Annotated in this window: 17 protein-coding genes; 8 read left to right on the top strand and 9 right to left on the bottom strand. The window is 35.5% G+C overall.

Annotated features, from left to right (window positions below; all coding sequences use genetic code 11):
- Nucleotides 1-403 precede the first annotated feature (403 nt).
- From BTN98_RS18535 to BTN98_RS18520, 4 genes are all read left to right on the top strand, one after another.
- Complete coding sequence (locus BTN98_RS18535) at nucleotides 404-1,075, top strand: BrxR family helix-turn-helix transcriptional regulator (RefSeq protein WP_065189937.1); 672 nt, start codon at nucleotides 404-406, stop codon at nucleotides 1,073-1,075.
- A 12-nt stretch (nucleotides 1,076-1,087) separates the two neighbouring features.
- Nucleotides 1,088-1,837, top strand: coding sequence for a hypothetical protein (locus BTN98_RS18530; RefSeq protein ID WP_065189938.1), 750 nt, complete (start codon nucleotides 1,088-1,090; stop codon nucleotides 1,835-1,837).
- Between the two features lie 165 nt (nucleotides 1,838-2,002).
- Nucleotides 2,003-2,194, top strand: coding sequence for a hypothetical protein (locus BTN98_RS18525; RefSeq protein WP_065189939.1), 192 nt, complete (start codon nucleotides 2,003-2,005; stop codon nucleotides 2,192-2,194).
- Nucleotides 2,187-2,564: a hypothetical protein gene (locus BTN98_RS18520; protein ID WP_065189940.1), complete on the top strand. Its 378-nt coding sequence runs from the start codon at nucleotides 2,187-2,189 to the stop codon at nucleotides 2,562-2,564. Before BTN98_RS18525 ends, BTN98_RS18520 begins: the two co-directional genes overlap by 8 nt.
- Nucleotides 2,565-2,853: 289 nt before the next feature.
- Here the strand turns inward: BTN98_RS18520 and BTN98_RS18515 are convergent, their stop codons facing one another.
- The 4 genes from BTN98_RS18515 to BTN98_RS20765 form a co-directional block, all read right to left on the bottom strand.
- Nucleotides 2,854-4,005: a hypothetical protein gene (locus BTN98_RS18515; RefSeq protein WP_065189941.1), complete on the bottom strand. Its 1,152-nt coding sequence runs from the start codon at nucleotides 4,003-4,005 to the stop codon at nucleotides 2,854-2,856.
- A 104-nt stretch (nucleotides 4,006-4,109) separates the two neighbouring features.
- Nucleotides 4,110-4,670, bottom strand: coding sequence for a hypothetical protein (locus BTN98_RS18510; protein ID WP_065189942.1), 561 nt, complete (start codon nucleotides 4,668-4,670; stop codon nucleotides 4,110-4,112).
- 288 nt (nucleotides 4,671-4,958) lie between these two features.
- On the bottom strand, nucleotides 4,959-6,287 hold the full coding sequence (locus BTN98_RS18505) for a GIY-YIG nuclease family protein (protein ID WP_065189943.1): 1,329 nt from the start codon (nucleotides 6,285-6,287) through the stop codon (nucleotides 4,959-4,961).
- A gap of 404 nt (nucleotides 6,288-6,691) precedes the next feature.
- Nucleotides 6,692-6,823 carry a hypothetical protein gene (locus BTN98_RS20765; RefSeq protein ID WP_268875301.1) on the bottom strand — a complete coding sequence of 44 codons (132 nt, stop codon included), beginning with the start codon at nucleotides 6,821-6,823 and terminating at the stop codon, nucleotides 6,692-6,694.
- A 476-nt stretch (nucleotides 6,824-7,299) separates the two neighbouring features.
- Here BTN98_RS20765 and BTN98_RS18495 point away from each other — a divergent pair, with 476 nt between their 5' ends.
- A complete protein-coding gene (locus BTN98_RS18495; protein ID WP_065189945.1) occupies nucleotides 7,300-7,905 on the top strand; it encodes a hypothetical protein in 606 nt (201 codons plus the stop codon).
- Nucleotides 7,906-8,184: 279 nt separating this feature from the next.
- Here the strand turns inward: BTN98_RS18495 and BTN98_RS18490 are convergent, their stop codons facing one another.
- From BTN98_RS18490 to BTN98_RS18470, 5 genes are all read right to left on the bottom strand, one after another.
- The gene (locus BTN98_RS18490) at nucleotides 8,185-8,739 is read right to left on the bottom strand and encodes a plasmid fertility inhibition factor family protein (RefSeq protein WP_065189946.1); all 555 of its coding nucleotides are present in this window, start codon (nucleotides 8,737-8,739) and stop codon (nucleotides 8,185-8,187) included.
- Between the two features lie 103 nt (nucleotides 8,740-8,842).
- Nucleotides 8,843-9,202 (bottom strand): hypothetical protein, encoded by a 360-nt coding sequence (locus tag BTN98_RS18485; RefSeq protein WP_065189947.1) that lies wholly within the window; start codon nucleotides 9,200-9,202, stop codon nucleotides 8,843-8,845.
- A 141-nt stretch (nucleotides 9,203-9,343) separates the two neighbouring features.
- Nucleotides 9,344-9,736 carry a hypothetical protein gene (locus BTN98_RS18480; RefSeq protein ID WP_065189948.1) on the bottom strand — a complete coding sequence of 131 codons (393 nt, stop codon included), beginning with the start codon at nucleotides 9,734-9,736 and terminating at the stop codon, nucleotides 9,344-9,346.
- On the bottom strand, nucleotides 9,729-10,139 hold the full coding sequence (locus BTN98_RS18475; RefSeq protein WP_065189949.1) for a hypothetical protein: 411 nt from the start codon (nucleotides 10,137-10,139) through the stop codon (nucleotides 9,729-9,731). Before BTN98_RS18475 ends, BTN98_RS18480 begins: the two co-directional genes overlap by 8 nt.
- A gap of 19 nt (nucleotides 10,140-10,158) precedes the next feature.
- The gene (locus BTN98_RS18470) at nucleotides 10,159-10,353 is read right to left on the bottom strand and encodes a hypothetical protein (protein ID WP_065189950.1); all 195 of its coding nucleotides are present in this window, start codon (nucleotides 10,351-10,353) and stop codon (nucleotides 10,159-10,161) included.
- 975 nt (nucleotides 10,354-11,328) lie between these two features.
- Between BTN98_RS18470 and BTN98_RS18465 the strand changes: the two genes are divergently transcribed.
- The 3 genes from BTN98_RS18465 to BTN98_RS18455 all read left to right on the top strand — a co-directional run bounded on the left by BTN98_RS18465 (nucleotide 11,329) and on the right by BTN98_RS18455 (nucleotide 12,917).
- Entirely contained in the window at nucleotides 11,329-11,646 is a 318-nt protein-coding gene (locus tag BTN98_RS18465) for a hypothetical protein (RefSeq protein ID WP_146107046.1), read from the top strand.
- Between the two features lie 138 nt (nucleotides 11,647-11,784).
- Nucleotides 11,785-12,069, top strand: coding sequence for a hypothetical protein (locus BTN98_RS18460; protein WP_065189952.1), 285 nt, complete (start codon nucleotides 11,785-11,787; stop codon nucleotides 12,067-12,069).
- Between the two features lie 131 nt (nucleotides 12,070-12,200).
- Nucleotides 12,201-12,917 carry a hypothetical protein gene (locus BTN98_RS18455; RefSeq protein ID WP_065189953.1) on the top strand — a complete coding sequence of 239 codons (717 nt, stop codon included), beginning with the start codon at nucleotides 12,201-12,203 and terminating at the stop codon, nucleotides 12,915-12,917.
- The last annotated feature ends 424 nt before the right edge of the window (nucleotides 12,918-13,341 follow it).

Genomic DNA, 13,341 nt, shown 5'->3' with positions numbered 1-13,341 from the left:
AAGTTACTGATGTTAGCAGTACAATTACTTTGTTAGTGTCGAATTAATAATGATGTTGTTTGCATTATTGGACTTTGTCCTTACCTACATTCCACCAGCACAAAATAGATAGGTAAAAGGATCACAAGACACTTGGTTTACTTGGTGGTAATTGGCCATTGTTGTTTACAGTTTTAATTATTTAAAATTTACCGTATTCATTTTTACTATTCTGTTCTTGATCTTGTTTGTTTTCATCGTGCCCACAACGCTGTTCTGCTATTGAATGTTCTTGTTCTGTTATGGTGTTATCAATCTAGTAATTTATTTCTTTGTTTTATTTATGAGTTACCAGAGGTGACGCTTGATGAAGTTCGTCGTGCAGTTAGTCTTGGGGGATGAGAGGCAACGAAGTATTTAAGAAATGAGTAACAGTGAAATCATAGGATCACATTTTGAACTGGCATTACTTTGGGAAAAAGAAATATCAATTCAGTTAATTTCGTCACGAACTGGTTTCAGTAAGCGCACAGTACAAAGTGTCATAAAGGGTTATTTAATTAATAGTGATGAAACTGTGAGTTATAGCCGTACTAAACAAAGTTATGTGGCTACAGATTTGTTTAAGCCAAAGTACGTTAAGTCAGGTAGTTTTAGTTACTTAAAGTTTTTGCGAACATCAAATCTAAATGACGTATTACTTAGCCCTGTATTAAGTGGTTCATTACGAGTAGATGATTTTGTATCTAACAATTTTAACTCACAATCATGTGAAGAAACGACACGAACAATCATAAGGAACATGGTCACAGGAAATGAGTTGTCGTTTATTGGTGGTGTTAATACTACTGGTGAGTTGGGTTCAATGGTTGTGTATGACATTGCATTAACGGTGCTTGGTTATGTGTTGAGAGGTTATGACATTGCATCAAAGAGTTATGGTTGTTTATTGTTAAACGAAATCGAGAAAGCAAAAGAGACAGGTATAAGTTGTTCATTAAGTCACAGCGAGTTAGATAAAGATTGGAACGAGCTAGTAGCTGTTGGTGTCCCTTACCCTATCCGCAAGCCCCTTATTGAATTATTAGAAATATAGAATGGTGAGAGTATGACCGTAGTAAATATGTTTTCTGAGACACAAAGTAAAGATGCATTAATCATTAACAAGTACGCACGAAAGGTTGAGCGATTGGTTAGTGCAATTAACTTCACCTTACCAAGTGATCAGTTTCTTGTTTGGTATGAGCAATTATCAAATCAGTTATTGGATGGATTGGGTTTAACTGGTGAGGATGGTTCATACAACTATGCATTAATTCATTTGAGTTTACGTTTTTTAAATAGTGAGGTTGTACGTTGCCAGATTGATGCTGAGGTACATACGCATGACTGGCTAGAAAGCGATGTAAGTATGGTGTGTGATCGTGTTACGGAGGCTTTGCATTGTTCTAAATCAAATGGCATTGGTTTGGGTGATTTGAAATGCGTTGGTGAGTTTATCAAGGTTCAAGATCAAGAAACGTTTGATGCAAATCAGAAGATGGTTAACTCGGACGTTTCACTTGGCCAATATTTATTAGGTGCAGCAATCTTAACGAACAACAAGGCGGCACATAGATTAAGTCTAATGTCTGACTATGATGATTCAACGTTCATCAAGATGATGCTAAAGCTGTATTCACAATATGCGCTATCGTTGTTTCCACTTGAGTACATGACGGAAGTTCAATACATGGAGTTATGGTCTATCTGTGAGGTTGTGAGCGGTTCAGGTAAAGAGATTATGGATAATTACAGTCCATCTACATTGGTTAAGTTTATTGAGTATCTATCAACTGATTTAGAGATTTCGATTTAGGCCACCAGCATAAATTAAAAGATGATGCCCACGCTTGTAGTTTGTGGGTTTCGTTTTTGTTGTTTTCAAAAACTATAAACAATATCTCATTAACTAACTAAAACCATTTTACCTATCAACTGGAATTACCATTACATCATCTAATAAGAAGAAAGGATAAACGTAATGAGCCCTACAGCTAGAATTAAATTTTCCCAACTAATCAAAATTCGTAGTCGTTCGATATTAAAGAAAGCAAAGGTAAAAGAAGCCTTAAAAATGCAAAAGCAGTCACGTAGTTTGAATCGCCAATTAAAGAAAGTAAGTGCCAAGACATTTGACTGGTCAGCGTCAGTTAAGCGAGTGACTAATGATTAATTCTGCTAACCCACGAATTGTAAAAAAGCTATCGGTAAAAGCTAAAGATTATTTTAAGGGGCTGCCGATTGAATACAGTCATGCGTCAAGTGTTTGCACAGACTATGGCAAACTCGTTGTTGGAACACCTGTTGTTCGTTTTGCTGTGCATGATTGTGGTGAGCCTGAGATAGTTTGCTTGTGGTCATTATTAAAAAGTTTCTTCGTTAACACACAAGCAAGGTTTGTTTACTCTGGTGAGCAATGGTTATGGGGGAAGAAGCCAACACCTGAGAACGTAATGACCTGGGCGTATTGGGAACAAGGTTCGATTGATAAGTTAATCCCTACCTTGCCAATCTTATACGTAAAGGCTGATTTGTATGAATGATCTTATTGCCGGTTAAATCAGGCTCTTGGTAAATAAATGATAGATCGTTGGTCAGCACCGATAGCCCAAGTGGTAAATCTTGTGAGTAATAGATTTACCACTTACAAAAATAACTAATTTATAGTGCATCTAGATGTACCATTAACGGTTTAAATGAATCAGGCTAGTGGTAAACAAAATTAAGTCTCTGGTAAATTAATTATGGTTATTGGTAAAACTGGCAAAAAACCTATAAGAAAGAGCCACCAGCACTGATTTTGCTGGTGGCTGTAACTTGATAGGTAGTGATTTAACTTTCAATCGTTGTATAAACCTGCCTAGAGACTAAGCAACCATCGTGATGAACGTGAATGGGCAGGTTAGTTTTTATATCAAAGCTATTTTGCGTTATTTGTAGTGTGTTGATCAGGTTCTTATCAAGTGGAACATCTGCGAATGGGTTGTAGTATATGTGCAACCCATCGACATGACTTTCTTGCCATTCGGAGGTATGGCAAATATGCATATCTGAACCGCCAATTAGATCGCCAAAGTGTCCACGGACAGAAAATATTTCATGGGTGTTACTAATGTACTTATGAGATGTTCCTAGTTTATTTTTTCTTTTATCAGACTTAAATTTTTTAATACTATAAACCCTATATTTTGTTGCTCTAATCGAAGCATCAATTTTACTTTCAACAATGGCCTTACCAAACATACCTGTTGTCGAAAAGATAACGGCACTTATTTCTTTGTAAGAATCATTAGTAAAAATCCCCAACTCTAGCTTAGTGCCATTCTTTTTCTCAATAGACTTAATTTTGTTTTGAACAAGCTCACCATATTGATTTTGTATTGGTGGCTCTATACCGAATAACACACGATTAATCGCCATATTGTTTTGTACATACGATAGATGAGTATCAAATGGTGCGATAGCGACTACAAAGGGATTGTCTTTCACATGATCAAGAGATGAATAAGGGTGCATCTTATTGTCTTTATCCGTGAATAGTTTCTTTTTATCATGAAGCGCACTAAGTAGCTTGATAGTCGAATCATCAAGAAACTCTTTCATTTCGACCTGGTTGGACTCTCTTACAGATTCCATGTCGTAATATGCTTTATTCCTATTCTGAGCATGATTAGATGTAACAGCTTCAACATTGATTACTTGACCATTTCTGGCGGTTAAACAAAAGTCAGGTGATGCTTTGGAGTAATCAATGCTAAAACCTAGATCTTTAAATGCTTTGTTTAAATACAACTCCCATAATGATGAATTAAAGCTTTGTTGAAATTCATCAATGAATTTTATTTTTTCACCTTTCCGTGTTTCCATACCAACTGCCCATCCAGCAATAACTTCTTGTACCTTGGCATATTGTGGTTCGGTGATTAATTTAACAAAGTATGGGTGAAGTGATTTTTCTTTAAATCTTGGGGTAAACAAATCCATCTAGCTGCCTTTTGAGTTACACAAATAGGAATATTATTACATTAAAGTATTATATAGCAGAATATTACTCCGTCAATAAGGCGCATAAAGGGATATTGTTGCACTTACTCTGTAAGCTGAAATGAAAGGCCAGCTAATAACCCATCAATTTGATTGTCGTTTAAAACATACTTAGGCTCATATATCATGCCTTTGGGTATATCATGCTTTTCAGCAAGAAAAAAACCGCGCCCAAGCCCAAATTCAGTCGCTATGAACTGCTTCAATAGACTTGTGTGACTAAGGCTATAAGCCGTTCTAAAAATAGATAGATCACCTATAAAGCCGTCAATCTCAATCCAACAGTGACCATCCCATTTTTTATTTATGACTTTTCCAGATTGATTACCCTCTGGTATGTTGCTTTTGCACTTAAATACTCGGCTGCCCCTAATCTTTAGATCACCTGCAACCACTATTGCAGGTATATTGAAATCATCTCTTAGTGTTTGAGCTAAGGCCGCACTTAAAGGAGCACAAGCTCCCATAGTAGGAGGGATGATTGATAATAATTTTCGTGCGGTTTCGATTACAGGTTGCGGAGAAGTTAAGGTGAAAGCATTATAGCTCTCTAATTCAGAGATACCTCGATACCTTGTAATCAACTGATTTGTTGTAATTTTCATCTTTACTCCAAGACTATAGTGACAAAATAAAGCAACTATAATTGATTTGATGAAAAAGCGGCATGACCTTGGTAGCAATATTTATCTTTTAGTTAATGGCATGGCAGTATAGCTATCAAAAAATGGACAAGAACCACCAGCACTGATTTTGCTGGTGGATTTTTATTAGGACTGGTTATATATACCCTACCAACATCATCCTGTTTTCTAATGTAAATTTGCAATAATCATAAATTCCAGATGCAAAAAAGCCCTTAGTAATAACATTAATACTGAGGGCTTGATTTTTTATGCTGCTTCTAATTGATTTTCAAGTTCTAATGTTTTGTAGTATTGGAATGCTACAGGGTTAACACAGTATTCAACCTCACCATGATTATTTTCAACTGATTTAATAATGGTATCTAAGTCTACTTTAAAAAATTCCTTTCGATTGTTTATCTTGTTTACCCTGTACTGATCTAGTTCTCGGTGTAAAGCCTTTTCTAGTTTTGGAGCATCTTCGCAGTTAATCATAGCGTGAACATCAAACTCAAAAGGTACGGAAGCATTAGACAACTCTTTTACACGGTCTAGAGGGTCTAAACGGCGAGTCATACCGACTTTGTAAACCTTTTCACCTAATGAACCAATATTAGAAATAACGTAGACATAGCCTTGTTTTGTTTGTTCAGCCATTGATTTAGTGCGTTCATAACGTTTGTGAACTTCTGCTAACTCAGCTTCTAATTCTTCACGTTGTTTTTCTAATTCTACCTTAGCTTCCGCATTAGCTGTTGCCAATGCCTCATTTAGAATTCGTTGTTGTTCTTCGATACGTGCTTGTTCTAATTCTTCTGCTTCTAATGCAGCTTCTAATTCTTCTTCACGCTGCTTTTCTTCTCTCATTTGACGCTTAATATCTGCTTGGTGATCACGTTCAATTTGTGCCATTTCTAATAATTCAATTTTAGCGTCAAACTGTTCTGCTACTTCGCCCCAATTATCGTTACATTCAAGATCAAAAGAGCCAAAGTTATAAACGTTAGTTGTGTACTTATCAAAATTCTTATCTAACATATCATACCTAGTATTCTGATTTTTAAGTGTTAAACCATTAAGTATGGCTTTCACTTTATCTTGGTAACATTGGTCTAATAGCTTCTGTAGTATCTTAGTAGCCTTTACCTTATCCTTAGCTAACTCTGCACGTTCATAACGTAGTTCATTATTAACTTTTTTAGATACTTCACGCGATACAGCTAGTTTATATTCCTCACTGTTTATTTTTGTATTAGCTAATTTTTCTTCTTTACGTGCTAATTTTTGTTCACGCGAGTCTAGTTGAAGTTCAAAACGGTTTAACTTAATTTCAAATTTATCTAGTTCTTCTTGATATGCTTCCAGCTTATTCTTTTCGCGAACTAATTCATTAATTTTATCCTGATTATTATCCTCAATGGGTTCAAGTTCTTTAGCTTGATCAGTTTTAACTAATGAATACAGAGCACAGATACCAGAAAAAATTAAACCAATAAATCCGGTATCAGAGATCCTATCAGCAATTGGATCACCAATAAGAACGAGGGTTAACATACCAGTAATTAGAATTAGAATAATTGCCTTAATTAATTTCATTTTTTCAATTGCCTTTACTTGTGTTCAGTAACGATAGATATAAAAAGTAATTAGGAAGGGTGCGTTATTTACATTAGGGAATGGAGATAAACAAAATAGTGTTTTTGGTAGTAGCTTTTCCCATCATGTAACATGACTCCTCCCTTATATTGCGTACATACGCATACATTAAATTTAGTGACACTCAGATTAGATAGCAGTAGAAAGTGCTGTTAATTAATTATACCAACCATAAATGGCAAGATAATTAGGCTATTAATAGTTTGTTACTCTAAAGCAATGTCTTGATACTTTATTTGTAAATATTGATACGAGTAGTATTAATGTAGTTGATTTTGTTGTTTTCAAAAACGAGTTGGGGTCTTGTAATTGGACTCCACTTAATGCATCTATCGGTGAAAGCCCTAACTAAAATCCAATAAACGCTCTGCTTTACTGCACTGAGTGTTACCTATGATCACATCTAATCCGGAATTAATATTATGACTACCACTACCGGTACTGTCTGTTTTGTTATTACTTTGAGTGAGTTCCACGACAATCAACGGTATTAGATAGATAGTTTCTGCAAACAACAAAAACAATTATTTAATCTAAGTCGTTGCTGTGGCCTCTTGTTTGTAAGTAATCGCAGAATACCACCAGTTGTTCGAGCAATAACAATCCATCGGCATAAGAAAAGTGAGCATGTAACGTAGCAGATTTTTTTTTAATGTTATAACCGATACCTATAACACACATACCGATTTTATCGCGCCTAACTCCAATTGTAACATTACGCTGCATTAATGGATCTGGTTGCCTTGGTTTGAATATCGCAGCAAATGGATACCCACGGCTGGTTTCAATTCGACCTACAGCAAAGCAAGCCTGAATAGACCATGTGATCTGGTAATTAAAAGCTATCCTGCTGCGTAATCAATTGGTGCCAATATATAAAAATGGGGTTTGCAGAATTAAAGTTTATCTATAATGAATAATAGATTGTAACCATTGCCGCAGGAGAAGCATCATGGATTTTGGGATTAAGGAAGTTTGGCTTGACGGAGAATACACCAACGCTTTCTTGTGTGTGAACTTGACTCAACCGGACTCAAAATGGTTTTGTGAGCAGTTGCCGAAAAGCAATCTAGATTTTGCTAAGGCAGAGTACACAATTATGACCCAATGGAATGTAGATGATGAATTTGATAGCGGTATTGATAATTACATAGCAGGACAATGGATAGACGATTTACCGGAAGATTTAAATGATGAGCTGGAGGATCTACTGGCTGATGTACTTGATAAAGCCCGTAGCATGATTCAAGAGCCCCACGAGTTTGAGTTAAAGTTTGGCACTCGCAATATTGAACATCATGACAATATGGTGGCACATGGCTATTACAGTGGTGATTTGGCTTTGCTGGAAAACAAGGACACCAATGAGGCTTATGTTCTATTCACTGATCGCAATGGCCATTGGTACTATGAAGAACACTATTTAACGTTTGATTCTCTGAACGAGGCACAGAATTACATCTTATCCAACTATCACGGTAATGAAGATGCATCAGATTTCTCTATATCTGGTCGCATTTATAAAGATATAAATGAAAAATTGGCTAATCGCGACTGAGTTGTGGCATTTATCGTTACGATTTACTTTGGTAGGAACTTACACCTTGCACATTAACTGACTGTTTATTATTTCATATCTCTAACCATCTTTTAGGTTGTTTTGTGTCGATAAAACACTAAATGTAAAGACCCAAAAGGATCTAATGATCAGATCCTTTGCACATCAGCTTACTTAAAGAGTTAGGTTTCTTATTAAAGACTGCACATTACAGGAATCCTTGTTCCTATTAACCATTATCATTTAATTCCTACTTGGTGTGACAGGTTGTAATGCGATCTAAGTTGGCGATTGGCATTCCCTGGCGCGTTCATATAAATCTATACCAGTATAAACTTTAGAGGTTTTGACACCAATAAGGTCATGAATTGCTATAGCACTCTGTAAATCATTAACAATAACTGGAAACTCTTTAGCCCCATTAGCAAGCAACCAAATTGTTCGTGTTACATCACTTATACCGAAACCATTAGTATCTACCCAACCTGCACTGCCACGTAACATGTTGGTATATGTGAATTGAGCCACAGGCACAGGATTATCAAATGGTTCAGAAAACCCTTTCTCTGCATCAGGGTATTTACCACAACCCATCCAAATTTCTTTTGTTCCACGCGATAGATCTGCAAGTTTTTTATCTGAATTAGGTATGTAATATTGATAGTGTTTACCCTTTCCGATTTTGTACCACAAATCCTCAAAACGAAAACGATCAATAAGAACAATGATCGATTCATCATTAGCATTACAACTCATCTTAACAATTCCGCGATCTACATGTACTGTAAAAACAAAGGACTCTTCCCCGTATTTATTGATTATTTCAACATTCATAATGGCCTCTATTATTCATGGTAATGTGCTGTGATTACTCGTATCAATAAATTTGTAAACAGCATATTCAACAATTAATATCTTGTGACTTAGAAGTTCTAGTTTAAATAAGTGACATATTCTGCACAAAATCTATATTAACTTCACACGCTCCATCTTCTTTCCATTGTTTAACCATATTCATCAATTCTATTGGTGCATTATTGAGTTTTGTTGTTATGTCGATAAAGTCATTGATTGATGGAAATGCTGTTAATAACAGCGTTCCGTTTTCACGCTGCCATAATGATTGAAGTGTGTTTGTTATCAAGAATAATTCACCATCATCTTCCAAGTTATTTAGAAAAATATTCACATCGTCTGGTGACATTACATATTTCGCTGAATCTTTTTTATGATTTGAGAATCCGTAATAAGCATAAAACTCAACCGGCTCGTTATACATAATATGAATTAAACTCATTGGGCTACCATCTTTTTATAGAAATCGAAACCCAATGCTATCTAACATCACCTTTGGCTTGAGTTTTAGTCTGTAATCGGCTTCAAGCTATAATCTGGTTAACTTAATGATAAGAAAAACAGGAGTAATATTTTACTAAAATCACTTATTAAGCAATGATTTATTTACTCCTAAAAAGGGAAGCATACAAATAAATAAAAGGCAGATTAGACTAACTAAAGTTTTAAAGTTGCCTCCTACCTTACGCCATTCAGATTCCTCATTTTCACAACGCTGAACTGCCAACTTTTGCTGTTGATCAATATAATCATTAAGTCCTGTTTTTACATACCTATATTTTCTTATTTCACTGGCACTGATTTGTCGATATAAATCAACGTCAATAATTACATCTTGATTACAATTGGCAAATATTGGTTGTATTGAACCACCAAAAATCATGAATGCACATATAACTTTCAGTAATAGCTTTTTTGATAGTATTGATAGTATTGATAGTATTGATAGTATTGATAGTATTGATAGTTTACGCATGATGCTTGCCTGTATAAAGTTTCAACCATAGCTCACGCACAGCAATGATAAGCGCACCAAACGATGCCAACCAAACCAGACCTTTTAATATTACAGTTAATATTTTTACGAACTGATTTACTTTAAATTCATCCCAAACTTTTAGCTCTTGCTCAGAAAGTGATTCTTTACCATATTTGTCTACTTTTTCACTTATACGCTGTTGTTCAGCCTGTTGAGCCGCTTTTTCTTTAACTAATTGTATTTCGACTTTTTGTTGCTCTTGAAGTGTTTTCTTCGTGACCTCTTGTTGCTGGTGCTTTAACTCAATTCTATCTTGGGGTGGCAAGTGAGATTCACTAATACCATTACTTATAATTAACGCACCAAAGATAATGGAAATAGAAATTATCAAAGTTTTCATGTTGTCCTTATTGATGATATTAATACTTCTGAACTTGCTTTATGTTCGTTACCGTTGGCTCAAACTCTATTTCAAAGGTGTATTTGGTCTTGCAGCCAGGGCAAGTCCAGTTATGTATTTCACCGTCCGTACCCTGCACCGTTTCAAATTCTCTTGGGTAATATTGGCAATCATCGTTATCACAGATAATCTCTACATCAACTTCGTATTCCATTAAACCCTCTCAAGACTAATCAAATCTCACTGATTTAAACGCTTAACACTATTAGAAAGAGCAAGCGCATTTGACTTGCATGGTAGCTGCAACGTGCTATCAAAGAATTACTTCGCAAAGTACCGCGTGTTGAACTAAGACTTACTCTAGCTATACAAAGCAAAGGAAGACTAGCAATGAAACAAACGCAGCGTAATCGTCGCCTACGCTAAGTAAGAAATTGGTCGTTAATATATACGGGGTTTGAAAACTAGCTTGATTAGTTGGTGAAGCAGAAATATTGAGTATTTTATTAGGTAAGAATTTGGAATTTATGACAACTAAGGGCGTAGTTTCCATATCGTCCCTTTACAGAACAGTTCCGCTCCTGTATTATCCGCCGCCCTCTTTAATGTTGTAGGTATGTTAAGGTGTTGAAATTTAAGGATATATCACCTCATAGTGAAATCTATAATTTACTATAAGAGCACGAAATTTATCAAAATTGGTTTACTAACCGTTGCATTATGTTGATAATGGTTAAACTTAGGTTGTACCATTTACTATAAATTGGAAAAACCGCTACAGAGTACCGCCATATTCTGTACAGCTCATACGGCTTAGACGTATTAAGAATTAATTAAGGGTTGCCAATATATGACAGAGATAGGGAAACAAATTAAGCAAAGTCTTAACTTTGCACGTTTCATATCGTATGTTGCATTACCTGTGACTGCACTTTATCTGTATTCGATCTTTCACTTTTGATTTAGAACTAAAAGTGAAACGAGAGTCATAGTTATGACTGCACGAAAAGATAATTGTAAGTTATAATGACCGCGAGTTTTCTCCAATTGAGAACTCGCGGTTTTTTTATACCTATCAGGTATTTAAGTCGTTTATTCCTAAAAAAGAGGGCTATATATATCCGGTAAAATTCAATCCAATGAGGTTGTTGATACTGGTACGGTTGCTAACCCTCCACCAGCAGATAAAGTGCCTGTATATCTTACTCAAGAAGATGTACAGAACTTAGTAAAGACAATTAAGCATGTAATGATTGTTCTTTCATTCGTACTTCTATTGTTAGGTTGGATGGGTAATTATTTTGTCAGTAAATATGATGCTAGTGACTTACGTTCACAAGAAACATCTAAAGCAATGGCGGTTGCTGAGACAAAAATAGATCAACTAAGTACCACGGTCAGTACATTAGAGTCTGAAAATTCAGAGTTGAAGAAAGTTCAAGCATCACAGCATGAACGCATTCTAAAATTAGAGTTTCAGGTTCAACAATCTCTGAAAAAACAATAATTCTTAATACGTCCAAGCCGTGCAGAAATGTACGGCTTTTTTTTACTTCCAAATCAGTGACGCTTTACAGCAATACCATTCCCTCTAATATTGCCTTTATCAGAAATAAATACCCTATCTATTACATCAAGGCGCATCATGAACGACAAACACGAAGATTACGCACTATTTCAGTTGCTCAATAAACATTGCACACGAGGGGTAGCTGTAATAGACCCTAACCACGGTATCGACAGTATATGCGTTATTGTTCAAGTGCCAGTAGAAGAACAAGAGGCGTTCACAACGGCATTTTGGCAAACAGAGCCATTCAAGTCTATGTACCAATTTTTTTCATTAAGTGTATCTAACCTCTCTTGGTACAAGTGCCGTTTAAAGCAGTCTAAATACCAAGTATTTATCAGTAATCAGCGTAAATATTAAATTTATTTCCAACTTTTTTTCTATCTAACTGAGGCGCGGATTGCCAAAGAACTTACCCGATATAACCTAACCATAGGCTCATGAAATTCCAATAGATTTTGGAAACAACAAAAACAATAAGGTTGTAGTGTATGTTAGATAAGAATGTGTTGCAGTTTGCCCTTTTGCCAGTGAAAAGAAATGACGGTCGAGAGGTATCACCGATTGTAGCTGCTGGTGAATTTCAGTATTTAGAAGATTTTGGCGGTGGCGAAATTGCCGTTGCACCCAAAAATGAAGATGGTTACGAATTGAGTATTTGTTACGGGCGTTACCTATTAAGCATTAAAGAATCCCAAAGTGGCGAACCTATTACTAAGCAAGAATTACATGATCAAGTTCAACTCGAATTAGATAAGTGGATGATCGGTATCAGTGAAAATCAAACCTACTTTATGGGGATCAAAGATATTGTGATCATAGATACCCCACTTGAACGTAAGTGTTGCCACGGACATTCCAGTTGTAATTCAAATCATGGCACTAATAGCGATCAGGCAAATGACTTTGCGTTCGCGGTACTGGTATCTAGCAATGCCAAACTAAAAAAGATCACCGATACCGTCATTTATGATGAAAGTAACGCTGTAGATCGCCTTGAAAAGTTTAAAACAGATGATTTCAAACCAAGTGCTTTCCCTTTGTTTATCAATGTTCACGGCTATACCGTTTTTTCTAACATCTTAAATCGTAGAGGTACTTACGCCCTAGCCCATACACTATCTATCAGTGACGAATTGAGTGAGAGTAACTGGACACAATTCATCAACAACGATGATGCCTATCTTGTCGCATCCCGTGTTTTGTAGTTGTTTTTATACTTAAAATCTACCCCATTTATAATAAACAACTGAGGCATTACTTATTAAAAAAGTAATGCCTTTTTTTGTTTTACTGTAGGCAAAGCTAAAACGATTCAAGTAATAGTGATAACTTTTCAGATAACAAAAAGGCACACGACAAAGATTATGACGTTTAAATAATAGACGCTCATGATTTATGATAAATTGCCATTATTTGCCATTATTTGCCATTATTTGCCATTATTTGCAATAATTTAAAGTTATTTATAAAAATCCATTATTAACTATTATGAGTATTAATCGTTTAATTCAAGCCAATAAATTAATTTTATTGTTTTTATAGGTGTTAACTTTGGCCATAACAACTAAACACAGTCCGTTTTATTGTTGCGGTTATATTTATTGCAAGAACACTTACATGGAAAAAAAC

The sequence above is a fragment of the Photobacterium aquimaris genome, from assembly GCF_002954455.1.
Taxonomy (GTDB): domain Bacteria; phylum Pseudomonadota; class Gammaproteobacteria; order Enterobacterales; family Vibrionaceae; genus Photobacterium; species Photobacterium aquimaris.
Note: the sequence above shows the minus strand (reverse complement) of the source record. Positions and strands in the feature narration are given on the sequence as shown.